The following is a 24,284-nucleotide window of genomic DNA, read 5'->3' on the forward strand; positions in this document are numbered from 1 at the left end:
GGTGGTGTTGGTTGTGTGAGTTGGCCGTCGTGCGCGGGGTTTTGGGTGTGGGTGGGTGGGGGGGGGGGGGGGGGCGGGCCCCCCCCCCCCCCCCCGGCGTGGTGGGGAGGGCGTCAACCCTCCCTGAGGTCAGGCCGCGATCGGTTCGTTGATCTCCGGGTAGCGGGCTTCCCAGTCGCCTTCCTCGGCCTGCTCCCCCGCGCGATCGGTGACCGGGCCATCGGACTCGTCGTCCGTCACGAGCGTGAGGTACCGGTCCAACGCGTCCTCCTGCTCCTCGTCCTGTGCCGCCAGCCCCGGCCCTTCCTCGTCCTCCTCGCCTTCCAGTTCCTCGTCTTCCAGTTCCTCGTCCTGTGCCGCCAGCCCCGGCCCTTCCTCGTCCTCCTCGGCGTCGGCCGCCGCCTCTCCGGCTGCTTCTTCCTCCGCCTTGGTGGCCGCCCGTGCCTCGGCTGCGGCGATCTTCGTCCGGAGCTCGGCCAGCAGCTCGACCTCGGGCTCGTTCAGCTCGTAGCCGTAGGCCTTGAGGAATTCGAACCAGGTCACAACGTCCTGCTTGTCCCCCCAGCCGGAGGCGGCCTGCCGCACTTCGCGCTCGGCGCGCACCGCGACGGTGGCGAGCAGCACCAGAGGCAGACGAGCCTCGGCCGTCCTGCCGATGAACCGCCCGTACCGTGCGGTGCGGTCGTCGTCGCCCGGGGCCTGGAGGAACTTCAACACCTCAGGGTCGGTGTGGTCCGCTCCCAGCTTGTAGAGCATCGCGAGCACCTTGCGGGTCATTCCCTTGGGCACCTTCTTGGAGCGGCACAGTTCCTGGATGTACTCGTGTCGGACTTCCGCAGCGATGGTGAGTGCCTCCTTGCGCTCGCGGTCGGCCTGCTCCGCCGCTGCCCTGGCCACCTCCTCGGCCGGGCTGCGGAACGAGTAGCTCCGCAGCACGTTGTGCTCGTACTGGTGAGGGTCACGGCACAAGAACGTGGCCTTGAGGTCGCCGTGCACGCGCTCGTTGAAGAAGGCCGCATGTCCGCCGCAGCTCTTGTGACTCTCCGGCGTCAGAACCACCCCGTCAGCGTCGGCGAGATCGCCGAGGCCGACCTCCTTCGACCCGTTCCAGCCGAATCCGTACGGCTCACCGACCATGCGGACGCCAGAGGCCTTGAGCGCCTGCGTGGTCTCCTTCCGCTGCATGGCCTTCTCGGCCTTGGCCCGCTCGTTCTTGATGGCCCAGCTGAGCTTGCCGCCCCGCTCGATCGTGTCGAGCAGCCGCTTGTACGCCTTCGGGTCGCTCTCAAACTCGGCGATCAGCTCGGCGTCCTCCAGCGTGAGCGCGCCCTCGTCCACAGCGCTCCGGGCCGTCTTCGGCATCGCGGACAGCGCGATCGAGGCCCTGACCTTCTTCGGGTCCTGGGCGACCCGTGCGGCGATCTGGTCGGCGTCGAGACCGAGCTCGATGGACAACTGCGCGTAGGCGTCGGCGATCTCGCTCTCGCGCATGTCCTCTCGGTGCATGTTCTCGATGAGCTGCGCGATGATCCGCGCCTCTTCGGCATTCAGGTCGTTGCGCACGATGACGTCGATGGTCCGGCCAGCCTCAATCGAGCCCTTGGCGCGCCGGTTACCCAGGATGATCGCGATTCCGGCCTCGTAGGGGGTCGCGATGATCGGCTGGAACAGGCCGTGCTCCGCGATCGAGTCGACAAATTCCGGCGTCAGCTCGGCCTTGCGGACGTTGCGCGTGAAGATCAGCTCGGTCGGGTCGATTCCTTCGAGAAGGATCTTCGCCGGGATCTCCGCCGGGTCGGTGGTCTCATCGACGGATTCGACCTGGATTGCCGCCGTCAGCTCGATCGGCTCCAGCGAGCAAGTCTCGTCGTCCAGCAGCTCGGCGGGGGCAAGTACGGTGGTCACAAATCCTCCAACAGGTGCCTGGTCTCTGCTTGTTGGGCGGGGGTGCCATCCCCTCCCAACAAGAACAATAATACCTCAAAGAGGGTTATTGGTCAATCATGCCTGCCGACCCGAGCCCTTCGGACATGGCGGATTCATGATCGTTTTCATGTCGCGCGGAAGGTACGGCGATGCAGCTGACCAGCCCATACACACCTCCCCCGTCCCCCTGATAGCTGCCTGGGGTCCGGGGCAAAGAGGCCGCCCGGGTCAAGGGCCGGCCGCAGGCCGGCGGCGAAGCCGCGCGACCGAAGGGAGCGCCCTTGACCCGGGCGGCCGGCCCCGGAAACTGGGCCGCGGAAGGGGGACGGGGGAACCCGGCAGCGCTGGAGGCCGAGAACGAATCCCGGGAAGCCCCACCAGTGATCACAGCGAAATCCAACCCACGCTCTTCCACTGACGGCGCGGTAGCCTGCTGAACCTGGACCCCGGCTACCGCCAGGGGTGTCCATAAGCTCGCGGGTCGTCCACAACGAATAAGGGGCTGCAGTTGTGAAGTGCCGAGGTGACTCTCCCCGTCCCATTCGTCGAGCCAGCCTGGGCTCCTCGTTGGGAGCGAGCAGCGTGATCCGGCGATGAGGCCCGATTCGCCCGAGGGGCGGCAATCTGACAGTGCGCTGTTCGGTCAGCCGGCCCTCGACGGTGGGCTTGAACCATGCCAGGAGTGGGCGGAGCTCTTGACGGCCTGGGCGGAACAGCGAATCGGCGCTGTGCCTGGCCGCGAAGACGTCGTGCAGTTGCTCGCTGAGACCTTGCACGACTTCCCGCAAGCTCGGCTCGCGTCCCAAGCGCCGTGGATGACGCCGTCGCTGGAGGAGATCGCGGCGGCAGTTGGCGGTGACGGCGACGTAACCAGGCAGGTGGGCCGCGTCCTGGCCTGCCACTGTGACGCCACGGAACCGGGCCCGCCCCCGGCCGTCGGTGCGCGCCGTCACGCGCTAGCCCAGATGCTGCGTGAGCGACCCGATCGTGGACTGGAGGCGGCGCTAGCGGGGAGCACCGTGCTCGGCAACCGTGCCGGAGCATGGGCCAGGACCCTGGTGGACGACCGAGGGCCTTCTGCGCCTCCGCACGTCAGCCTGTCGCTGTACCGCGATCACAACGATCCGCCGTACACCGGCGACGACAACATCCTTGACACCGGCGTGTATGCGACCGGCCCCGGGGGCTGCGACCTTCTCCACGAGGGTACGGCGTACGGCCTGCTCCTGGCTTCCCTGCCGGAGCTGGAGGACGATGCGGTCGAGCTCGTCCTCGGGCGGCTTCTTCGCAACCTGTTGATCGAGGACATCGTCGGCATCGTCTCGCCGCGCCGGTGCGCGGTGCTGCTGGAACGCGGATCGCGCCGGCCGGACCGGTCCTGGTCGCCGCTGCTGGTCGAACTGGACACCGAGGAGGACCAGGCCGTCTGGGCTGGAATCGCCTTGCGGGAGTGGAGTGTGTGGGCGGCGCTGCGTCGGTTCGACCTCACCGATCCCAAGCCCGGGCGGGTGCGCAGGCCTGGCAGGCCGGATGCGGTGGTGCCGCGGGCCGGTGCCGTGCATGTGGTTGCGCCGGACGGCGTGCGCAGCACCGCCCGAATCGCCTCCGCCAGGCTGATCGACTGGCAGACTCCATTGTGGCGCCGCAATTCCTGGGACCTCGGGCCCGGAGCGGTAAGCGGTCAGTAGTCGACGTCGTCAGTAACGCCTGCGGTGAGGACCACGTGGACCGCGCCCAAGGCGCCGCGGGCGTCGTCTAGCGCGGGTGGCATGCGGGACCACGTCACGCCGGGCTCCAGGTCGTCCATGGTCATCCCGTCGATCGGCCGCAGCGCGGTCGCGGCCTCCGACAGGAAGCGCCCGAGCCGTCCCCCCGTCGACATACTGCAGGTTTCCAGCGCCCGGTAGTTGTCGACAACCCAGGCGAGGCTCTCCTCGTCCGTGGGCCGCTTCTGTTGGACCAGCGCGGCAAGTGCCTCGGGGCTCCAATACGCCCGCTGGCCGGCACGCTTCAACAGCTCGGAGGCGATGCTGCCTTCGCGGTAAGTGAACTCCCACTGGCGGAGGTTGAGTTCGCGCTCGGCCGCGATCACCACAGGGTGGACAGCGTCCTGCAGCGGGGTGGGGTGCCTGTCGACGGGGTCAACCTTGATCATCCGGTAGCGGATCCCTAGGAATGACCCTTCGAGCGCCAGGCGGACCAGCGATCGCAGCAACTGCTCGGGAGACAGCGTGGGCACCCGGGGTGTCCAGGAGTGCCCGCACAGGCAGGTCAGTTCAGCAGGCCCACCCCAGGTGCCGGAGACGGTGAGCCCGCGGTCCGCCGTGCACACGGGGCAGTAGACGTCCAGCAGGGTCGCGCCGTCTGGCAGCGGGCTGCTGGTCCAGAACACCTGGCCGCGCCTCCTGGGGACGGCGGTGTAGTCGCTGACGCGGTGGCAGATCTCCAGCACCACGGTGCCGGCGCCGTCGTGGCTGATGCGGCTCGTGGGGAATGTCCAGGTCACCTGCCCAGACTAGGGCTGGCGGGACGTGGGCGTCAGGGCCTTCGCCGGTAAAGCCGTAACAGCCGCGCCCGGTCGGACGGCCTTCGCCCAAGCTTGGCGGCCGCCCCCGGCTGACTGCTCGCCCCAGAGAAGGACATCGGCACGTCGGACCCGAGCGACGCGGCGCCGCACTCGCCGACGCCCCGGTGAAGACCGGGCGGCAGACGGGCACGACGCCGCCCTGCGGGGGCATTGCCGCCGATCTGCAGGGCTACTCCTCCTCGCTGCGGCGCATCTGCCACAGCACCAACTCGGGCAGCAGTCCGGGCGCGGGAGGCCAAAACGCGGTGGGCCTCTGGCCGGCGACCGCGCCAGCGTCGTACGCGGCGCCGGGAACGCTCGCGGCGGACAGCAAACCCGTGAACCACCCCATGAACGCGGCCTGCTGGACGAACGCGGCTTCGTCCGGCTGCGGAGGTGTCCCGCCTTTTGCCCGTTCCACCTCGTCGTAGTACCGGCTGGTGGCCTTCACCGCGTCGGTCAGACTCAGGCCATCGGCAAGGAGAAGGGTGGTCTTGGTGAGATCCCGAAAGCTGCGGTCCGGCTCGCCCGCGTCGTCCAGGAGGACCAGCTCACCACCGTCCTGGCCTGCGGGCTGGTCGAGGAAAGCGAGGAGCAGCCGGATCCGGGGGCCGTCCTCGACCACTACACCGACCCCGGGAAGAGGCAGGTCACGAAGCGCTCGCGCGGGTACCCGCTCGTCGGACTCCTGGCAGTACCCCACCCCGCCGTGCACCAGAGCGTGCCGCCCGCCGCTGCGCCAGGACCCGATCGCCGCGATCCGTGCGGCGTCCCAGAGCGCCTGCTCCACGGGAACGCTCCACTGCTGGATGAGCCAGCGGGCAACCTCCCTGACGGGCATCCAGCACCACGGCTTCCAGACCCCGTGGTTACGCACCCGCAGTTCCTCCAACTGCTCCAGGACTCCGGGGTACTGCTGGAAGATCTCCGTCTCCCACCGGTTCCACCGGTCGGCCGCTTCGCGGTACAGCTGCGCGATGCGGCGCAGGGCCGGGGGAAGCTGGTGGTCGAGTTCGGCGGGGAACCGGCCGTGGGAGGGCTGGGGTGGGGTAGCGGACGGGTCGATGCCGCCGATCTGCGTGCCGTGGGTGCCGAACAGCTGGGAGTGCCGGGTAGCGGCCTGGTCAAGGACCGCCTGTCGGACGGCGTCGGCGGAGGCCGTGGTGGCCACGCGGACGCTGCGCTGCTTCGCCTTCTGCGCCGCCAACGCGCGCCCAATGGCGGGTGACGGCCGCTGCTCGGAGAGCTCGGTGCCGGTGAGCGCATACCAGGCGGCGACGACGGCCCGTAGCGGCCCTGCCGAGTACTTGAGGCCGTCCGGCAGGTCGGCCTGGATCAGGCGGGAGTCCACGACGGGCGGGAAAGGCAGATGCAGCTCGAAGTCCCGAATGAGGGGGATGGCCCCCTCATTGCTGGTGCGGCCGTCAGACCACCAGGTCAGGTGCACACCTGGCCCGAAGCCCGCCATCGACGGGCCCCAGGAGGCAGCCACGACCGAGAACTCGCCGAGGTCGTACAACGGCACCGCGGTGACGAGCAGGCCGGACGGCGCGGGCAGGATGTCCTCGGTGAACACCAGCGGCACCGTCCGGTCCGCAGCCACGGCCCGGACGGCCTCGACCACCGGAGTGTCGAGGGCGAACGTGGTCCCTGCGGCGACTCGGCGCTCCTCGGCCGCGACGACCCGATCGATCCGCTGCTGGCGAGGCAACGCCATCCACGCGGCCGGGTGCAGAAGCGCGTGACCCTCGGACTCGAAGTAGTTGTACAGCGCCCGGCTGTCCGGCGACCGGAGGAAGCGCAGGTGGTCCGCTCGCAGTCCGGCGGCCAGGTCGGGAAGCTGAGGCATGGTTCGGACCGTAATACCTCACGGTGCGCGCGACCAAGCCGCCGGCAACGGCGGACGGGGGCCAAGGCCCCCGCGAGCAACCGTCCCGGTGGCGCGCGGACAGCTCGGCGCAGGCCGGAGCCCCGGTCCCGGAAAGCCACCCAGGGAAGCCCGGGTCCCGGTGAGCACCGGCAGTGCTTACCCGCGGCCGTCGAGCGGGATCTCGGCCACCGGCTCCCACGACAGCTCCCACGCTGTGTCTCCGTTCAGCCGGGGGCGCTGCTGGAACCGGACGTCGAGCAGTTGCACTCCGGCGACGCGGACGGGGGCGTGGCTTGGCGAGATCCGACGCAGCGCGGTCTGCAGCTCGTCGGAGGACGCGGTGTCGAAGGCGTAGCCGAGCGAGATGTGCGGCCGACCGCCGTCGTAGAGCAACGCGCCCGGCCCACGGACCTCACGGATGGCCGCGCGGACGCGTTCCCGCAGATCGAGCAGGCCCTCGTCCGGCGACAAGTCCAAATACGCCCCGACCCGATTGGCCACCGGGGACCCGGCGGTGACCTCCAACGCACTGGCGCCATCTAGGTGCCGGCGCAGGGCACTGAGAAGGGCGTTGCGCTCGTCGGCCGTGATCTTGTCGGCGGTGGTGTCGGCAACCATCTCCAGCGTGCAGTGCAGCGTGTCGTCGCCAATTGGGGCGATGGGGAACGGCAGCATCGCGGTGCGGGACTCACCGATCAGCCGGGCCAGCGGGAACTCGGATCGCAGGTCCGGCACAGCGTAGATGTGCAGGACGCGGGCGCCGTCGGTCCACGGCATCCCCTGGAACCTGGGAACGAACCTCTCCACTATCACTTCTCCAATCGCCTGGTGCGGACATCGTGTCCGTATCCGTGAGGAACAGTCGGGTCGGGGTGCCGGTCTGTGGGTGGGCGCCGCGAGCAGGCTGCACGAGGCCCCGGAACCATCACCAGATGCCTCGGCGGGGCAACTCGGACGCCGTCTCCCAGTGGTAGAAGCCTGCGTCCGGGTCCTGGGTCTGCAGCACCAGGTGAACGGTGTCGACCGTGAGGGTGACTCGCTCGGGCCGCAGCTATCGTCTCCAGGTTGCCGAAGCGGCCGAGGAGTTCGGCGTGCTGCCGCGCGCACTCGACGTACTTCGGGTACCGGTCGAACAGGATCAGGAGGTGCGGGTAGGGGCCGTTCGACCAGATCCGCTACGGGTCGAAGAAGTTGTTCACGTGCTCTCCAATCAGGGCAGGATCTTGGACGGGGCGAGGTCGACCACGACCATCAAGTGGTCGGACGCGGCGAGAGCGGCAGAGCTTCGGTGGACGCGGCAGCCGACCAGCGCCGGCGCCACGGGCCTGGTCGCCAGGGCGAGGTCGATCCTGCGCGGCCCCCACGGGTCCGGGTCGCCCTTGCCGTCCTCCCAGTGACCCACCGTCGGCTCCCAAGGCGCGCCCAGGTGCGCGGCGGCGTCGACCATGAAGCCGCGCCGCAGCAGCATCGCGACCGGTCGGCGGTCGGCGAGGTTGGTGTCGCCGACCGTCTCGGGGACGCACTGGTATTCGAGGTCGTCGTGGTCATGGCCGGTGTAGGGCTCAGTGTCGTAGGGCTGCTGCGTGCCGTCGACGGTGACGGTGGCCGCGGAGATCGAGTTGAAGTCGCCGAGGACCAAGCCGGGCTTGGAGCCGCCGCTGCGCCGGAAGGCGCCCTTGAGACGGCGGGCCTCGTCCGCTCGGAAGTCGGGGCGGAACGGGTCGCCGTGGTAGCTCGCAATCAGGAGCGGGGCCTTCGCGCCGATGTCGAGCTGGATCGTGGTGAAACCGTGCCAGTAGTCGGGCGACCCGTACGGCCGGAACCCTCCGGGCACCGGGGTGACCGTCTCCGGGCGCCACAGCACCGCGGTGAACCAGGGACGGTCGCCGTTGCGGGCCATCGCGACCAGCCCGGCGCTGCCATCGGAGCGCACGGTGGTGGCGGTCAGTCCGCACTCGCGGGCCAGCCGCGCGATGACGGCTGCCGCCTGCGTGTCCCAGCGGTGGTGCCGCTTCGCCTCGTCGACGATCCCGTTCTCGTCGGCGTCCTCGGGTGCGTCCTCGTCGACCAGAACCTCCTGCAGACACAGGACATCCGGGCCGACCTCGCGGATCGCGGTGACCCGGGCCCGCCACCCCTGGCTGCCGACGTCGCGGGGATGCAGCTTGTAGGCGTTGAGGTTCGCGACGGTGACCAGATCGGCGGCTTCCGGAACGCCACCGGCCTTCTGCTCGGTCATCCGCTCGGTGCCGGGCGCCTCGTCGCCAGTGAGCGGCCACCAGGCCAGGGCCTTGTCGTCCGAGATCTTGTAGCGGGGCCAGCGCTGTCCGGCGGGGTCCTCGTGCTCAGCGCGGGCGATGGCGTCGGCGACCGCCTGGGGCCCGTCTTCCCGGCACGCCTGGGCGAGTTCCTTCCATGAGTACAGTCCGTACTCCTCGACTGCGGCCGTGATGCCGTCGGTGGCGATCAGGATCTCGGCCAGGTCGGCGGCTGGCCATGAGGCGGTGACCGCGTTGAGGCCCGCTTCGGGGTCGGCCTCAGCGATCCAGTACCCGTCCGGGTTGCGGTTGACCACCGTGCCCTGGAAGTCGCGCAGTTCCGTCAGGATCTGGCGGTGCCGGTCGCCGAAGCCATGCCCGGCGCGCAGGAGGTCCCGGTACTCCCGTGCCGCAGGCTGGGTGTCGACCAGTCGGGCGAGCCGGTCGTCGCGCACTGTGTGCAGCGTGCCGTCGCGGCCGATGGCGACGACGGGGCTGTCGCCGAGGACGGCCGCCTCGATCCGGTCCGCCCGCCGTCGCACGACCGCCACGGTGGAGGCCGGCGATGAACCGGTCACGAGCCCGTGGTCGCCGGCCACGGCCCTGATCGCCGCGGCGAGCACCTGGCGCAGCCCCATGTCCGGTTCCTGGAAGAGGAGTTCGGTGATGGTCTGACCCAGGGTGTCGGCGTACCAGCCGCCGCGGGGCTGGTCGTCGGTGACGGTCGAGACGCCGTCCAGGACGATCACGGCATCGGCGGTGGTGACCACCCGGTCCTCGCTGGGGCGTCCGTGGCCGGCGAGTTCACCGATCCGGAGAGTGGCGCCGCACAGCATGGCCGTACGGGGAGTGGTACTGGGATTGGTCTGCATGAAGAACTCCGGTCTGATCTGGTCAGGTTGGGCGAGTATCAGTGCTGCGGCGCGGTTGGACCAGCGGGCCAGCAGCCCAAGGTCCTTGACGGGCAAGGCCAGGTGGGATCACCAGCCGCGCAGAGCCTCGGTGATCAGGGCGCGGGCGTCCTGCCCGTAGACGGCGGATTCCTGGAGCAGCCGGAAGGCCCGGTGGAAGAGGCCGACGCGCTTGGGGTCGGTGATGGTCTCGCATCCGCGGTAGCCCTCCACCTCCACCCGGGTGCCGTCGTGGATGCCGAAGCCGTCGCCGGGGTAGACGTGCAGGCGAGCTCGGGCCGGGATGATCCCCAGTCGCAGGCCCGGCGTGTCGAGGGCGGCCAGCAGGTGCTCCAGCTGGGCGCACATCACCTCGGCGCCGCCGATGCAGGTCAGCAGGGCTTGCTCACCGAGCAGGACGTGGTAGGTCCGGCCGTCCTGCCCGAGGTAGCGGGCGCGGGCGGTGCGTTCGGCCGCGCCGGCCTGCGAGTCGTCGGGGAGCTGGTGCAGACAGGCGACCATGCGCAGGACCTCCTGTGCGTACGCGGGAGTCTGCAGGTTCCCCCAGATCAGGTCGGGGCTGTGCCCGGCGTAGTCGCTGGTGGCGGCGGTGAGTTCGCGGAAGGCGCGCTGGATGTGCTCGGTGCCGCGGGCCAGCAGGTCGTCCCACGAGGTGGCGTCGGACGGCTGCGGCGTTTCAGGTGAGTTCGGTGCGCTCACTGGCTTCTCCCTGCTGGTCGGATCGGCTCGGATCGGGGACTACCGAGTGAGCGTGTCAGGCACTGGCGGTGGTCTGGTGGGGCAGGCGGTCGCCGAGGTCGTACTGGGCGGCTTGGAGGAGATAGCTCTCGCGGTAGCGCGTGGCCGGTTCCTGGGCCATCAGCTCGGAGTGGCTCCCCTGTTCTACGAGGCGGCCGTGGTCGAGGACGAAGATGCGGTCGGCCTTGGCGGTGGCGCCGAGGCGGTGGGTGATGAGGACGACGGTGACGCCGAGGGCCGTGAGCTGGCGGATCTGCTCGAACGCCTCGACCTCGGTTTCCGGGTCCATCGCCGACGTCGGCTCGTCGACCACCACGAGGGCGGGAAGCCGGCCGTGGGCATCCGGAGTGGTCAGACGCAGGCGAGTTCGGGCGAGGGCGACCTTCTGCCACTGGCCGCCCGAGAGGCCGACACCGCCCTCGAAGCCCTTGGCGACGAGGGTGTCCCAGCCGCGCGGCAACTCCTCAACCACCGGGTGAAGGTCGGCGTAGTCGGCGGCGGCCTCCAACTGCCGCTGCTCGCAGGCAACTTCGGGGCGGCCGAGGAGCAGGTTGGCACGCAGAGTGAAGGACCAGCGCTGGAAACTCTGGGCGAGCAGGGCGACGCTGCTGAAGAGCTGGTCGCGGTCGGCGGTCGCGGTGTCGATGCCGTCCCACCGGACGCGGCCGTGGTGTGGCTGGTAGACCCCGCAGAGAATGTTGGCCAGGGTGGACTTGCCCGAACCGTTGGCTCCCACCAGGGCGATGACCTTGCCCCGGGGAATTGTGAGGGTGACCTTGTCCAGCGCGGGGATGTCGCGGCCGTCGTAGGTGAAGGACACGTCCTCGACGGTGATCGTCTCGGGGCGCTCGGGCAGCGGTGTACCGCCGGTCGGGATGGCACGCCGGTGGCCCTCGCGGCGCAGCTGGTCGAGGTCGCGGACGAACAGCGACTCCTCGTACAGCTGGTTGATCTGGGAGACGAGGCCGCCGATGCTCGCCGAGCCGGTGCGGATGGCCACCACGGCGGTCCCGGCGGCGGCCAGCGGGATCGCTCCGTTCATGACGAGCGAGCCCAGCAAGGCGAAGGCGCAGACGGTGGCGGCGCCGGCAAGCGCCGCGGAAAGCAGGTCGGTACGGGCCCGTGCTCCGGCGAGGCGGCCCTGCTCCTGCTCGGCCGCGCGGGCCATCTGCTCGTAGTGGTGGAGGATGAACGGCCCGCAGGCGTGCACCCGAAGCTCGGCCGCGGAGTACGGGCGGATCAGCATGTCCGCCAGAGCGCTGCTGGCCCGGGAGTGCTGGAGCCAGGCCCGCCTGGAAGCGTAGTGGCGGCGGGCGGTGCGGACAGCTCCCCAGCCGCGCGGGGCGGTGATCAGCAGCAGCATGGGCAGCAGGGCGGGGTGGAGGACGGACAGGACACCGGCGGCGGAGACGAGGCCGAAGGTGGCGGTGAGGACGGAGGTGGCCTGGCCGATGATGCGCTGCAGCGACATCGCACCCCAGCGGGCGCTGTCCACCTCGGCAAGGAACGCCGGGTCCTCGATGGCCTCCAGCTCGGAGCGGCCGACGATGCCCAGGAACTCCATCGTGGCCTGGCGGAAGACCGCCGGTTCCAGCCTGCCTCCGGCCCAGCCGGAGGCGGCGGACAGCACCGAGGACAGGCCCGCTACCAATCCGACCATCACGATCGCCGGCGAGGCGGCTCGCAGCACGTCGGCGACATGGCCGGGGGCGAGCAGTGCGGCCAGGGCGTGGTTGGTGGCGATCAGCGCGAAAGCGGCGGCCAGGCCGCGCGTCATCTCGGCGCCGACCAGGGTCAGCAGCGCCGCGCGGTCGGCCTGCCACGCCATACCTCCGGCTAGGCGCAGGAAGCGCGGCATCTGCCGGGCAACCGCCCAGAACGTCACCTCGCCGCTGGCCATCTCGTGCTTGGCCCAGCCGTAGTCGTAGCGCATCGGCCCGCCGAACAGCAGCTGCTCGCTGTCCGGCACGGAGTCCGTCGAGGTCTTGGGCGTGCTGGTCACATACTCCCTTTCGCAGAGGGGAACGCAGTGGTCGGGCGCCAGTGCCGTCAGGGTCCGGCGTAGCCGTGGGGCGACCGGTACGGACGGGGCAGGGTTGGACTGGCCTGCACCGTGTCGGGCGGGCGCACTCGCCCGGCACGGTGCAGACGGGCGCCGGTCACGTCTCGACGAGCTCCCGCTGTCCGGCGGCGGGGTCGAATCCGTGGGTGGAGAATGCGGGTCCGCCGGCCAGGTACGCCTCCACCGCGGCTTTGGAGGTCGGGAACATCGGGCTGGGCAGGACGTCGGCGGCGGGGTGCCAGCGCACCTCCAGGTGCTTGTCCGGCTCGGCGTTGACCAGCTCGCCCGTGAACTCGCTGGTGGCGAAGACGAAGAGGACGAACCCGCCGTGCCCGTCCCAGCCCTCCTTGGCCTGGATGGTGTGCACCAGGCGCAGGTCGCACGGCCGGGCGATGAGCCCGGCTTCCTCATGCAGTTCCCGGGCGGCAGCATCGGGGATCTCCTCCCCGGGGTCGACCTTCCCACCGGGGATCGTCCAGGCGGGGCCTGAGGTCCAACTGCGCTGGCCGTAGTGGACGGTGGCGATCCGGTCGGTCGTCAGGTCGTGGACGATGACGCCGACCGACAGCCTGCTCGTCTCGTGCATCAGAGGTGCTCCTGGTTGAAATGGGAGGGGGCAATGGCGCGGACACGGCGGTCGGGCGACTGCTTCTAGGTGTCGCGCGGGGGCAGCTCCGAGAGCGTGGTGTCGCGCATGATGCGGTCGACCGTTTCGCGGAGGGTGCTCTCGCTGCCGATGACGGTCTCGATTCCGCCGGGAAGAACGTCGTGCTCGCGGTACCAGTCGCGCAGTTCCCGCTCGGTGACGGCCGCCAAGTACTCGCGATCGGCCTTCGAGGTGTGCCGGACCAGCGTCTCGTCGAACGGGATGTCGAGGTAGTAGCAGCGGGTGACGCCGCGGTGGTCGTCCACCAGGCGTTGGAGCATCTCGCCGTAGTGATCGGCGTACAGGATGCCTTCAACGACGACGTGGTAGCCGGCGCCCAGCGCGTACCGGGCCACGGTGTCGATCAGGCCGATGTTCGCGCCGCCGGGCCGGTCCCGCTCACGCAGCACGATCCGGCGCAGGTTGTCCTGGGCGACCACGGCCAGGCCCCGGCCGAACCGGTCCCGGAGGCCCGCCGCCACCGACGACTTGCCCGACGCCGAGTTTCCCCGGACGACCACGAGCCGGGTCTCCGCGCTCCCTGCGGGCGCCCCGGCGGCCGGGAGCCCCGGGTGGCTCGTGGTGCTCATGCCGGCCATCCGACGACGGACAGCGGACGGCCGGCGGTGATCTGCGCGAGTGCGTCCGCGGTGTAGCCGACGATCGGATCCGGAAGCCCGTCCAGCGGCCAGAAGCGGAGAGCGGCGCACTTGTCCGGTTCACGGTTGGTGATCTTGCCGGTGTACGCGCGCGGGGTGAAGAACAGCTGGAGGCGACCGGCACCGTCGTCGGCGTCGAGGTGGTGGAGGGTGTGCACCAGGTCGAGGTCCTCCTCCCGGATGGTGATGCCGAGTTCCTCGCCGGCCTCGCGGGCCATGCCCGCCAGGACGGACTCTCCCGCTTCAAGGTGGCCGGCCGGAGTGTGCCAGTGCCCTTCGGCGTAGGTGGTGTTGGCGCGCTGTCCGAGCAGCACCCGGCCGTTCTCGATTAGGACCAGGTGCACTCCGACACCAACGGTGTGCGGCACTCGACGTCTCCTTCTCAGAGGGTGAGGGAACCGGCGCAGGGAGCGCAAACCGGTTCAAAGCATGGCAAAGCTGCGATCAAACTGGTGATCGTTCGTCGTACGTGAGTGCGTTGGTAGGTGTCCCACCGTAGGCGGCCCGGCGGGGCCGCGTCGGCGTGTCGTGGCAGAAGCCACACGATCCGGTGAACGGCCCCAACTCGTCATACTGGTACGGCGGTTGCGGGTCGAACAGGGCAGTGTGCCACGGGGTACTGACAATCGCGCCGTGCTCGGCGGGGGGGGCGGGCGTTCACGTTTCCGCCAGGGCGGTGATCCGGCTCTGGAGGCGCTCGGTGTCGCGGGTGCTTCCGAGGTTTTCGTACTGCCGGAGGCTCGCGGTGTACCGGTCGCGGGCGGTGTCCGGGAGGCCGGAGCGTTCGGCGGCCTGTCCGAGGAACTCGGTGGCGTAGGCCGTCCAGTGGTCGTGGCCGAGGTCCGTGAACTCCCGGCGGGCCTCGCTGATGGTGGCGACGGCGAGGCCGTGTTCGCCGGCCAGGGACTGCGCCTCGCCGAGGAAGACCTTCGCCCGGGCTACGTTCAGCGGGTCGAGCGGGGTGAGCGAGCCGAGGTCGACGATGGCCTGCCACAGCAGCGGTGCACCGAAGTCGGTGTTGCCCTGGCGGGCGGCGGCGGAGCCGAGGAGGATCTTGGCAAGGCCGGCGCCGCGTCGGTCGTCGAGGTCGGCGTAGAGCTCGATGGCGCGGGTGAGTTCGGGTTCGGCGGCGGCGTACTGCTCGGCGTCGTAGAGCGTGGCGCCGATTCCGGCGGTGCACTGGGCGATGCCGCGGGGGTCGTGGTCATCGGTGGCGAGAGCGAGGGCCTCTCGGTAGAACCGGCGGGCTTCCTCGTGTTCCCCGGCGCGCTTGTGCGAGATGGCCAGGGTGGTGGTCATCTCCCGGATGGCCATGTGGTGGCCCCAGATCCGGGCGGAGGCCAGGCCCAGCTCGTGGAAGGCAATGCTGAGGTCGGTGCGCCGCAGGCGGTGGAACAAGGGCCACAGGTCGCGGACCAGGACGACCACGGCCTGGTGCTCGCCGAGTTCGCGGGCTGCGGCGAGGGCCGACGGGATGGTGGGGGCGATGGCCTCCAGCCAGTCGAGCGCGGCGCGGTCGTCGGCGATGTGCACCGGTTCGGCGGGATGGTGGCGGTGCTGGCGCGGCAGGACGTGGTGGTGCGGGGTGAGCCGCTGGACGGTCTCCTGGGCGGTGGCGATCAGGTAGTCGAGGCAGCGCTGCACGACGAGCAGGCGTGTGTCGTCCGAGCTCCGGAACAGCTCCGGGACGCCGGGGCGGATGCGGTAGACGTCACCGCGCACGGGCTGGCGGCCGGCGTGCTCCAAGAGGTGCCGGGCTGCGAGTTCTTCGAGCAGCTGCCGGGTTTGGGTCGCGGGGGTGGCGGTGGAGGCGGCCACCGTGAGCGGGTCGAGGTCAGGCGTGGGGATCAACGCGGCGAGCCGGAGAAGGCGTGCTTCGCTTTCGGGCAGCGCTGCGCAGGCGACGGCGATGGCCATCGGAACACTGCCCAGTTCGGGCGCGGCGGTCAGCACGGGGTGGGAGGCGAGTGGGCGAGCGGGCGTGAGGACGGCTTCGCCAGCGGCCAGACCCAGGGCCAGCGGCATACCGTCGCAGGCCCGAGCGAGGGCTTCGGCAGCGGCCGGCTCCGCCCGCACCCGGCCCTCGCCGAGGATGCGGCCGAGCAGTTGCACGGCGTGGGCGGGCGCGAGCGGGCCGAGGTGGTGGTGGTGCGCGCCGCGGGCGGCAAGCGCGGGGATCGGCGAGCAACTGGTCACGACCACCAGACAGTCGGGCTCCGCCGGCACCAGCGGCACCACCTGGTCGGCGGAGGCCGCGTCCTCCAGCAGCACGAGCATCCGCCGCCCGGCGGTCTCGCTGCGCCACATCCCGAGCAGGTCCTGCTCGGCCCAGGGAAGGGGGACGTGTTCGCCCAGCCCGAGCGAGCGCAGCAACGACCGTGCGGTCTCGGCAGTCGGTGCCGGAACGCCGGGCGCACCCGTGCGCAGCCGGGCCACCAGGTGCCCGTCCGGGTAGCGCGCGGCGATCCGGTGCCCCCACTTCGCGGCGAGGGAGCGCTTGCCGACGCCCTCCGGGCCGGTGACCACGACGACGGGTGCTGTCTCGACGACCGCGCGGCTGAGAACGCCGTCCAGCGCGAGCAGAACCTCGTCCCTGTCGGTGAACACTGGGGGAACCGGGGCGAGTTGGCGCGGCACCGGTCGCGGCGGCGGGCCCGGGTGAAGGTGCACACCACCGGTGATGCTGGCGGCCTGGACAGCGACGTTCACCTTCGATCCGCGCAGGGTGTTGCGGACCTCGCTGCCGCCCACTACGCCACCACAGTGGTGGGAAGCGCCTGATCGACGACGGCGCGCGGCCCGGGGAGCACCGGGCACTGGGCTTGCAGCCTGGCGGCCAGGCGGACGGCTGCGTCCGCCAGGCTCCAGTGGGAGAAGCCCTGCGGGTAGTTCCCGAGCTGTCGGCGGGCGAGGGGGTCGTACTCCTCGGCGAGGAGCCCGAGATCGCTGCGCAGTCCAAGCAGTCGGTCGAACAGCTCGTGGGCTTCGGTGTGCCGGCCGATGGCGGCAAGGCTCTCGGCCAGCCAGAACGAGCAGGCCAGGAAGGCGCCCTCATGGCCAGCGAGCCCGTCCACGTTGCCGCCGGCATCCTCGCGGGTGTCGTAGCGCAGCACCAGCCCGTGCTCGGTGAGTTCGCGCTGGACGGCTTCGACGGTGCGGATGACGCGCTTGTCGTCCGGCGGCAGGAAGCCGACCAGGGGCAGGAGCAGCAGGGAGGCGTCGAGGGCAGTGCCGCCGTAGGACTGGGTGAAGGTGCCGGTCTCGGGGTTGAAGCCGTGGGTGCAGATGTCGGTGTGGATCTCCGCGCGCAGGCGGGCGAGGCGGACGAGGACGGCAGGGGCGGTGGTGCTCCGGCGTTCCAGCAGTCGCAGGGTCCGGTCGACGGCGACCCAGCACATGACCTTGGAGTGGGTGAAGTGCCGTGCGGGACCGCGGATTTCCCAGATGCCCTCGTCGGGCTCGTGCCAGCGCTGCTCCAGCTGTTCGGCGAGCGCCAGGAGCAGGGCGTCGCATTGCGTGGACGGGGGGAGGCCGGCGTCCTCGGCGAGCAGCAGGGTGTCGGCGAGTTCGCCGTAGACGTCGAGCTGGAGCTGGTCGGCGGCTCCGTTGCCGATGCGTACTGGCCGGGAGCCGTTGTAGCCGGGCAGGTGGTCCAGGGTCTCTTCGTCGAGGTCGGCGTCGCCGTTGATGCGGTAGATCGGCTGGAGACGCTCGGGGTTGACGGTGTCGGCCAGCCAGTTGCGCCACTGGCGGGCCTCGTCGAGGAAGCCGAGTCGCAGCAGTGCGGCGATGGTCAGCGCGCTGTCGCGCAGCCAGACGTACCGGTAGTCCCAGTTCCGTTCGCCGCCGAGTTGCTCGGGCAGGGAGGTGGTGGGCGCGGCGACGACACCGCCGCCCGGGTGGCAGAGTGCCTTGAGGGTGAGGGCGGAGCGCACCACGGCCTCGCGGTCCGGGCCGCGGTAGGTGCAGCCGACTGCCCAGTGCTCCCAGAACTCCGCGGTGGCGTCGAGCTCGGAGAGGGCGTCGGGCGGCTCGGGCGCGGGACGGTGAGAGGGAGCCCAGGTGAGGGTGAGTACGACGATCTGGCCGGAGTGGACGGTGAAGTCGGCCCGGCACACGCCCCGCCCGTTGGCGGTGTGCTGGGGGCCGTCGAGCCAGTACGAGTCCGGGTGGGCGGCCACCCACAGCCGCTGGGCTCCGCGGGTGATCCGCTCGACGCGCGGCCTGGTGGCGCCGTAGCCGGGGCGGGGGCGGAAGACGCTGGCGACGCGGACCTCGCCGCTGATGCCTTCGACGATCCGGATGATCCTCGGCTCCGCGTGGTCGCTGACTGTGGGCGCCGGCATGAAGTCTGTGACCGCGACCGTACCGGCGGGCGTATCCCACTCCTGGCGCAGGACCAGGGAGTTGCCCACGTAGTGGTGGCGGTCGGCCGCCGGGGGCGGTGAGCCGTCGTAGACGGCCGGGCCGACCCGCCACAGGCCATGGTCGGCGTCGCCGAGCAGCGAGGCGAACACCGCCGGCGAGTCGAAGCCGGGCAGACAGGCCCAGTTGATGGAGCCGTCCGGGCAGACCAGGGCGGCGGACGCGGTGTTGCCGAGGAGCGCGTGGTCCTCGATCCGGGAAGGGGCGGTGGTGCGCATGGCGTCCTGACGTGGGCGGGCGGGTGGGTGGTCAGCGGCGAGCGGGAGTGGGGGCCGCGAGCGCGGCGAGGGCTGCGGCGACGGTGTCGGCGAGCGTGTCGGCTACCGGCAACCACGGCATGCGGCTCGCGAGTAGCACGCGGTTGGCGCGCTGGACGGAGTCGGCCGGGTCGCAGCCGACGACGACCGTCCCGCCGTACGGGGTGAACAGGCCGGCCTCGTAGCAGTCGTGCACGCGCACGTGGCCGATCGGGTTCCAGAACAGGACGACGTCGGTGCACCGGATGTTGCGGTCCTGCCAGCCGAACGGCTGCCACGCGAGATAGGGGTCGGTGGCCGGGTTGCGTGACGGTCGGGGGTTGAGCACCGTGCCGTCGAAGCCCGCGGTCGCGAACAGGTCGACCGCTTCGCTCTGCCAGTCCGGGCAGCCGACGGTTGCTCCGGCGAGGAACACCGCTGGGCGGCCGTCCGGCTCGTACGGCTGCGGTGCCTCGACGTATCGAAGGTTCACCGGGCGCCGCCGGAGGAAGTAGGTCCGTGGAGGGCGGTGAGGGTGATCATCTGTTCTCTGAGGTCGAAGGGGTGCGGCCCTGGCCCGAACGGCCACCTTGAGTTGCTGCGGGTGTGCTGTTCAGCCGGACCGGCGGCGGTCGCCGGGACGATCCGGGTCGTTCGGGGGCGGCGCACGGTGGGTCACCAAGCGGTCGGCCACACCGAGGGTGCACAGGGCGACGACGGCGAAGGTGCCCAGGTACAGCGGCTGTCTGAAGGCGGCGCGGTGATCCAGCAGGTAGATGGCGCCGCCTCCGATCAGAACGCCGAGCAGGAAGCAGAGCACGGCCAGACCGATGCGCCCGATGCCCCGTTGACCGCTCACGGTGCCACCACCTGCGGTTCGGCGGCCGGGGCGAGCGGGCCGGCCGGCCAAGCGGGGTCGATGCTGTTCAGCCAGACCAGCTGGGCGAGGACGCCGACGACGACGGCCTGGGGCTGGGAGTCGACGTTCAGCTGGCTGAGCAGGGTCTTGTAATAGGTACGCATCGTGCTCGGCGCGATGCCGAAGTCGGCGGTCAGCTCGGGCGTGCTGCGCCCGCCCGCCCAGCCGCGCAGGATCTGCGTCAACCGCGGGGCCAGCTGGGGCTTGATGGTCAGCGCGCCGCTGGGGTGCACCGGCTGGGTGACGATCCGGTGGGCGGTGGCCCAGGCGGCGAGGTGCAGCACCGTGCGGGTGCCGGTGGTGACGAGCAGTGCCTCGATCGCCCTTCGGACGTCGTCCGGTTGCAGCTTCGTGTCGGGGTCGGCGGCGATCTGGTCGTGACTGGCGCCAGCGGCGATCAGGACGATCAGCCGGAGCTCGGAGGTGGTGAGGGCGGGCAGGGGGCCGATGGCCACGGCGTCGTCTCCAGCGGGATTGTTCGGGCGGGTCACAGCTGCTGAGGGATCGGCATGCCGGGGGCAGCGAGGTGGAACAGCAGCCTCGGACCGAGCCGCTCGGCCTGGCCGGTGCCGATGACCAGGACGAGGTCGCCCTCGGCGGTCATCTCGAAGATCCGCTGCTCCGGAGCGGGTTCGCACGGCCCGAGGCGGATGCGGTGGACCGCGCCCTGTCCGAGCTTTTGAACAGCGGCCTGCTCGACGGCCTCCAGCGGGTCGGGCCCGGCGTCCTCGGTCAGCGGGGTGCTGACCGGCAGCAGCACCACACGATCGGCGTCGCCGAGGGCGGCGCCGATTTCGGCGGCGTGCGCACTGGTGCGGGCGACGCCGTCCGGTTCCAGGACGACGACCAGCGAGCCCTCGGTGAGCATCCGGGCGGCCGTGACGTCCTGCGCGATCTCGCGCGGGTGCCGGGCGCGAGAGTCGACGACGGTGACGCCGGCCTGAGCGCCGAGCACAGCCAGCGACCGGTCCACCCCGCGGAAGCCGCCGGCGCGCTGGGCGACGGCCTGCGGGTCCTCCCCGACGACGAGCGCGGTGGCGATGGCGGCGCACACCGCCAGGGCGTGGTGACGGCCAGCGATCGGCACGGTGAACTGGTACCGCTCACCCCGGTGATGGAGGGTCAGGAGGTACTCGGTGCCGAGCCATCGGGGCGGGAGGACCCACACGTCGGCGTTCTCCTCCAGGCCGACCGTGACCACGGCGGGGCCGGGGCGGTCGCTGAGGCGCTCGTGCACGATCTTGGCGCCCTTGTCCCACAGCGGCAGTACCACCGTGGCGGAGGCGCGGGCGACGACGGTGGCGGCGTCCAGAGCCTCGATGGTGTCCGTGAAGTGCGGAGCGTTCATCGCGGCGGCGGTGATCAGCGTCACGGCCGGAGTCGCCCTGCGGACGGGCTGCGGGCCGCGCGGGAGGCGGCTCCAGGAGGCGGCCTCGTGAGTGCCAGCGTCCGGGCACAGGTCCACGACCAGGCGCTGGCCGTCGATGCCCTGTCCGGGAACACTGCCATGGGTCGCAGCAGTGAGAATCCAGGAAGTGCGGCCGTCGTCGAGGACTGCGGCCAGGGCCGCCGCCGCGGTGGCGGTGTCGTGGCTGCCGTAGACGGCCACCAGCGGCCCCTGTTCCCCGGTCAGCGTGGCGAGCGCGAGCGCGCGCGTGAGTACCGCCAGCCCCAGGGCCTGAGCCTGGTCGAGTTCCGGGAGCGGGCCCATCGTCGCGCCGGACCACACCACGGCGCTTCGGTCGGCCTGGACGTGCTCGGCGTCGAAGCCAACAGCGACCTTCACGCCAGCCATGCGCAGCCGGGCGGCGGCCGGGCTGTCCTGCTCGGCGTGGGTGACGCTGGCGGTGATGTCCAGCTGGCGCGTGGCCAGCCACAGCGCGAGGCCCTCCATGCCGGGTGCGGTGGCGTCGACCAGGTGGGCCCGGGTCAGCAGATCCGCGCCGATGGGCCGCGGGCCCGTACGAGTTGGGGGGCGGGTGGTGGTGTCCATAGGAAGGGCTTCCTCAGCAGGGTCGGGAACGGAGGGGTTCGGTTGGACCGGGCCGGTCGCGGGTCTCGGGGGTCTGGCGCCGCGACCGGCCCGGAGCTCATGCCTGGGTGAGACCACGCTCCAACTCGGCATCGGTCACCCAGGCGGCGTGGTGGTCCAGATCCAGGCGGGCGACGGCAGCCAGGTGGGCGACGACGTGCTCGTCGAGCAGCTCACCGGCCAGCGGGCTGGTCTCGAACGCAGAAACGGCCTCGGCCAGTGACTGCGGCACGGGCTCGGCCTCACGGTCCAGGTAGGCGTCGCCGCGGGTCGCGGCAGGGGGCTTGAGTCCGGCCTCGATGCCGTGCCGGATTCCGGCCAGGACCGCCGCCAACGCCAGGTAGGGGTTGGCGTCGGCACCGGGCAACCGCACCTCCAGGCGCAGACTGCGACCGTGACCGACCACCCGAACCGCACACGACCTGTTGTCCCGCCCCCAGCTGAGGCGAGTGGGGGCGAAGGAGTGGTCCCGCAGCCGCTTGTAGCTGTTCACGTACGGCGCCCACAGCGGACCGAGAGCGGGAAGCGCGGTCAGCAGTCCGGCCACTGCCTGCTCACCCAGCTCCGACAGGCCGCTGCCATACTCGGGGCCAGCCGGCAGGACCGGCTGGTCGTCGACGTCGTGCAGCGAGACGTGCAAGTGCATGCCACTGCCGACCCCGCCCGGCAGGGCCGCCATGAACGACGCCACCATGCCCTGCTCGTCCGCGACCGCCTTCGCGGCGTGCTTGAACAGCACGTGCTGCTCGCACGCCGCCGTCACCGGCCCGTACGGAAAGGTGACTTCGACCTGGCCCGGCGCGCCCTCGCCCTTCACGGCCTCGACGGGAAGGCCGGCGTCGGCGAGGACCTGCCGCAGACGCCTGCTGAACTCCCGCACCGGCAGCGCCTGGTCGAGGGCATAGTCGCGGTTGTCCCAGACGGCGGGGCGAAGCCTGCGGAAGCCGGCCGCCGCCGCGTCCCGGGCAGCGCCCTCGAAGAGGACGAACTCCGTCTCCACCCCCACCTTCGCCGTCAGCCCGAGACCGGCGAGGCGCTGCTCCTGCTCGACGAGCACGGTACCCGGAGCGAGCGGGTGCGGCAGGCCCACGCTGATCGGCTCCGCGAGCACCAGCGCGGTCGACGGCAGCCAGGGCAAGACGCGGGCATGCTGGTTGTCAGGCAGCAGCGCGACGTCCCCGAACCCGGACGTCCAGGAGAACGACCCGCTGCTCGGAGCCGTCATCCCCAAGTCGGTACCGAGCACGTACCCGCACATCTCCGGCGACAGCCCACCCGAGCGCACCCGCTGCACCAGCGAGGCCGCGTCGAACTCCTTGCCCTTGAGGCGGCCCTGCACGTCGACGGCCGCCAGCAGCACCGTCGTGATGCCGAAGACATCCACCAGCTGGTGCAGTGGCCCGGTCGGCGAGGCCGCCACCGGCGAGTTGCCGGCGGTGCGGTACCGGGCGGCCCTCATCGTCGCCGTACGGCCCGGGCGCCGGCGGCTGGTCACACGACCTCCTCGGTCAGCTCGACCAGCTCGGCCGACTGCTGGACCGGCGGCGAGTACGAGCGCCCGGCCTTGAGCCACCACGCCCAGGCCAGCAGCAGCACCACCGCCAAGGCCACCGGCGCGTAGTTGAAGGTGTCGACGGTCACCGGCGAGGACTGCGGCAGGCACACCAGCACGCTCACCACGGCCACCCAGCCGACCGCGATCCATCCGATCACCGGTCCCCGGCGGCCCAGGTTCCACGGGCCGGGCTTGAACTGGCGGCCCTTGCGCAGCCGCAGGTAGACCGGCACCGCGTATGCCGGGGTCATGCCCACGACGTTGACGGCGGTCACCGCACCGTACGCGGTCGCGCTGTACAGCGACGGCAGCGCGAGCACCAGCGCCGACCCGAGCGACAGCCACACCCCGGCCACCGGCGTCCCGGTGCGCTCCGACACCCGGCTCCACAGAGCCGACCCGGGAAGCGCGCCGTCCCGGGAGAACGCGAATACCATCCTCGACGCCGCCGCCGTCTCCGCGTTGCCGCAGAACACCTGCGCCACGATCACCACCACCAGGAGCGCCTTCGCCCCGGTCGTCCCGAGCGCGTCGATGAAGATCTGCGCGGGCGGCACTCCGGTGGGCGAGCTGAGGACACCGTCGTAGTCCTGGACGGCGAACAACATGCCCGCCAGCAGGACGGCACCGGCGATCCAGCTCACCCAGATCGAGCGGACAATCCCGCGCGGCGCCGACACGGACGCCTTGGTGGTCTCCTCGCTCATGTGCGCAGAGGCGTCGTAGCCCGAGAAGGTGTACTGGGCGAGCAGCAGCCCGACCGCGCTCACGTAGATCGGGTTGCTCCAGCCGGTGTTGTTGACGAAGTGCCCGACCACCCAGCTGAGGTCCCGGTGTTGGGCGGGCACGAGCGCGAGCGCCCCGACGATCAGCACCACACCGCCGATGTGCCACCACACTGAGATGCCGTTGAGCACCGACACCAGCCGCACGCCCCGCAGGTTCAGCACCGCGTGGAGCAGCAGGATCGCGGCGAAGATCCCGAACAGCCCGGCAGGCGTCGGCGAGTACCCGAACTGCATGTTGAGGAAGGCGCCGACGAAGCTGGCCGCGCCGTAGTCGATGCCGCAGATGCCGCCCACCAGCCCGAGCAGGTTTAGCCAGCCGGTCATCCATCCCCACCGGGGGCCGCCGAGCTGGTGGGCCATGAAGTACAGCGCCCCACTGGTCGGGTAGGCGCTGGTGACCTCAGCGAGGGCGAGGCCGACGAACATGACCAGGCCGCCGACGCCGATCCAGCCCCAGATGATCACCGCCGGTCCGCCGGTGTTCAGGCCGAACGCGAGCATCGTCATGCAGCCGGACAGGATGCTGATGACGGAGAAGGAGCTGGCGAAGTTCCCGAACTCGCCCATCCTCCGGCTCAGTTTGGGCTCGTATCCGAGTTGGCGAAGCCGGTCCTCGTCCGTCGGTGGTGTGGCGTGGGCGGGGGACATCGGGGCAACCTCCGTGAGGGAAGAAGAAGGTGAACAGCGGGCAGG

19 protein-coding genes are annotated in these 24,284 nt (G+C 71.1%); 1 reads left to right on the forward strand and 18 read right to left on the reverse strand.

The window, feature by feature from the left end; all coding sequences use genetic code 11:
• Positions 1-129 precede the first annotated feature (129 nt).
• A complete protein-coding gene (locus tag ACFWXO_RS16065) occupies positions 130-1,905 on the reverse strand; it encodes a ParB/RepB/Spo0J family partition protein (RefSeq protein ID WP_380524548.1) in 1,776 nt (591 codons plus the stop codon).
• A gap of 716 nt (positions 1,906-2,621) precedes the next feature.
• On the opposite strand from ACFWXO_RS16065, the gene ACFWXO_RS16070 reads away from it, so the two are divergent.
• A complete protein-coding gene (locus ACFWXO_RS16070) occupies positions 2,622-3,614 on the forward strand; it encodes a hypothetical protein (protein WP_380524549.1) in 993 nt (330 codons plus the stop codon).
• Here ACFWXO_RS16070 and ACFWXO_RS16075 read toward each other — a convergent pair.
• The 17 genes from ACFWXO_RS16075 to ACFWXO_RS16155 all read right to left on the reverse strand — a co-directional run bounded on the left by ACFWXO_RS16075 (position 3,608) and on the right by ACFWXO_RS16155 (position 24,239).
• Entirely contained in the window at positions 3,608-4,432 is an 825-nt protein-coding gene (locus ACFWXO_RS16075; protein ID WP_380524551.1) for a hypothetical protein, read from the reverse strand. The genes ACFWXO_RS16070 and ACFWXO_RS16075 overlap by 7 nt on opposite strands.
• A gap of 250 nt (positions 4,433-4,682) precedes the next feature.
• A complete protein-coding gene (locus ACFWXO_RS16080; protein ID WP_380524552.1) occupies positions 4,683-6,341 on the reverse strand; it encodes a hypothetical protein in 1,659 nt (552 codons plus the stop codon).
• A gap of 177 nt (positions 6,342-6,518) precedes the next feature.
• Positions 6,519-7,139: a 2'-5' RNA ligase family protein gene (locus ACFWXO_RS16085; protein WP_380524553.1), complete on the reverse strand. Its 621-nt coding sequence runs from the start codon at positions 7,137-7,139 to the stop codon at positions 6,519-6,521.
• A gap of 433 nt (positions 7,140-7,572) precedes the next feature.
• Positions 7,573-9,588, reverse strand: a complete 2,016-nt coding sequence (locus ACFWXO_RS16090) for an endonuclease/exonuclease/phosphatase family protein (RefSeq protein ID WP_380524555.1) — start codon at positions 9,586-9,588, stop codon at positions 7,573-7,575.
• Positions 9,589-9,600: 12 nt separating this feature from the next.
• Positions 9,601-10,230, reverse strand: a complete 630-nt coding sequence (locus ACFWXO_RS16095) for a DUF5753 domain-containing protein (RefSeq protein ID WP_380524556.1) — start codon at positions 10,228-10,230, stop codon at positions 9,601-9,603.
• 55 nt (positions 10,231-10,285) lie between these two features.
• Positions 10,286-12,271 carry an ABC transporter ATP-binding protein gene (locus tag ACFWXO_RS16100; protein ID WP_380524557.1) on the reverse strand — a complete coding sequence of 662 codons (1,986 nt, stop codon included), beginning with the start codon at positions 12,269-12,271 and terminating at the stop codon, positions 10,286-10,288.
• Between the two features lie 157 nt (positions 12,272-12,428).
• Positions 12,429-12,917, reverse strand: a complete 489-nt coding sequence (locus ACFWXO_RS16105; RefSeq protein WP_380524558.1) for an NUDIX domain-containing protein — start codon at positions 12,915-12,917, stop codon at positions 12,429-12,431.
• Between the two features lie 65 nt (positions 12,918-12,982).
• Positions 12,983-13,567, reverse strand: a complete 585-nt coding sequence (locus ACFWXO_RS16110) for an AAA family ATPase (RefSeq protein ID WP_380524559.1) — start codon at positions 13,565-13,567, stop codon at positions 12,983-12,985.
• Complete coding sequence (locus ACFWXO_RS16115) at positions 13,564-14,004, reverse strand: NUDIX domain-containing protein (RefSeq protein ID WP_380524560.1); 441 nt, start codon at positions 14,002-14,004, stop codon at positions 13,564-13,566. Before ACFWXO_RS16115 ends, ACFWXO_RS16110 begins: the two co-directional genes overlap by 4 nt.
• Before the next feature lie 289 nt (positions 14,005-14,293).
• Positions 14,294-16,243: a hypothetical protein gene (locus tag ACFWXO_RS16120; protein ID WP_380524561.1), complete on the reverse strand. Its 1,950-nt coding sequence runs from the start codon at positions 16,241-16,243 to the stop codon at positions 14,294-14,296.
• Positions 16,244-16,386: 143 nt separating this feature from the next.
• The gene (locus ACFWXO_RS16125; RefSeq protein ID WP_380524562.1) at positions 16,387-18,279 is read right to left on the reverse strand and encodes a glycoside hydrolase family 15 protein; all 1,893 of its coding nucleotides are present in this window, start codon (positions 18,277-18,279) and stop codon (positions 16,387-16,389) included.
• 31 nt (positions 18,280-18,310) lie between these two features.
• On the reverse strand, positions 18,311-18,790 hold the full coding sequence (locus ACFWXO_RS16130) for a hypothetical protein (RefSeq protein ID WP_380524563.1): 480 nt from the start codon (positions 18,788-18,790) through the stop codon (positions 18,311-18,313).
• A gap of 120 nt (positions 18,791-18,910) precedes the next feature.
• The gene (locus ACFWXO_RS16135) at positions 18,911-19,156 is read right to left on the reverse strand and encodes a hypothetical protein (RefSeq protein WP_380524564.1); all 246 of its coding nucleotides are present in this window, start codon (positions 19,154-19,156) and stop codon (positions 18,911-18,913) included.
• Positions 19,153-19,671, reverse strand: a complete 519-nt coding sequence (locus tag ACFWXO_RS16140; protein WP_380524565.1) for a LuxR C-terminal-related transcriptional regulator — start codon at positions 19,669-19,671, stop codon at positions 19,153-19,155. Before ACFWXO_RS16140 ends, ACFWXO_RS16135 begins: the two co-directional genes overlap by 4 nt.
• 32 nt (positions 19,672-19,703) lie before the next feature.
• Positions 19,704-21,209 carry a glutamate ligase domain-containing protein gene (locus ACFWXO_RS16145; RefSeq protein WP_380524566.1) on the reverse strand — a complete coding sequence of 502 codons (1,506 nt, stop codon included), beginning with the start codon at positions 21,207-21,209 and terminating at the stop codon, positions 19,704-19,706.
• A 97-nt stretch (positions 21,210-21,306) separates the two neighbouring features.
• Positions 21,307-22,743 (reverse strand): glutamine synthetase family protein, encoded by a 1,437-nt coding sequence (locus ACFWXO_RS16150; RefSeq protein WP_380524567.1) that lies wholly within the window; start codon positions 22,741-22,743, stop codon positions 21,307-21,309.
• On the reverse strand, positions 22,740-24,239 hold the full coding sequence (locus ACFWXO_RS16155) for an amino acid permease (RefSeq protein WP_380524568.1): 1,500 nt from the start codon (positions 24,237-24,239) through the stop codon (positions 22,740-22,742). The genes ACFWXO_RS16150 and ACFWXO_RS16155 overlap by 4 nt, the downstream gene beginning before the upstream one ends.
• Between the last annotated feature and the right edge of the window lie 45 nt (positions 24,240-24,284).

Origin of the sequence: Kitasatospora sp. NPDC059088, from assembly GCF_042738155.1 — a bacterium.
Taxonomy (GTDB): domain Bacteria; phylum Actinomycetota; class Actinomycetes; order Streptomycetales; family Streptomycetaceae; genus Kitasatospora.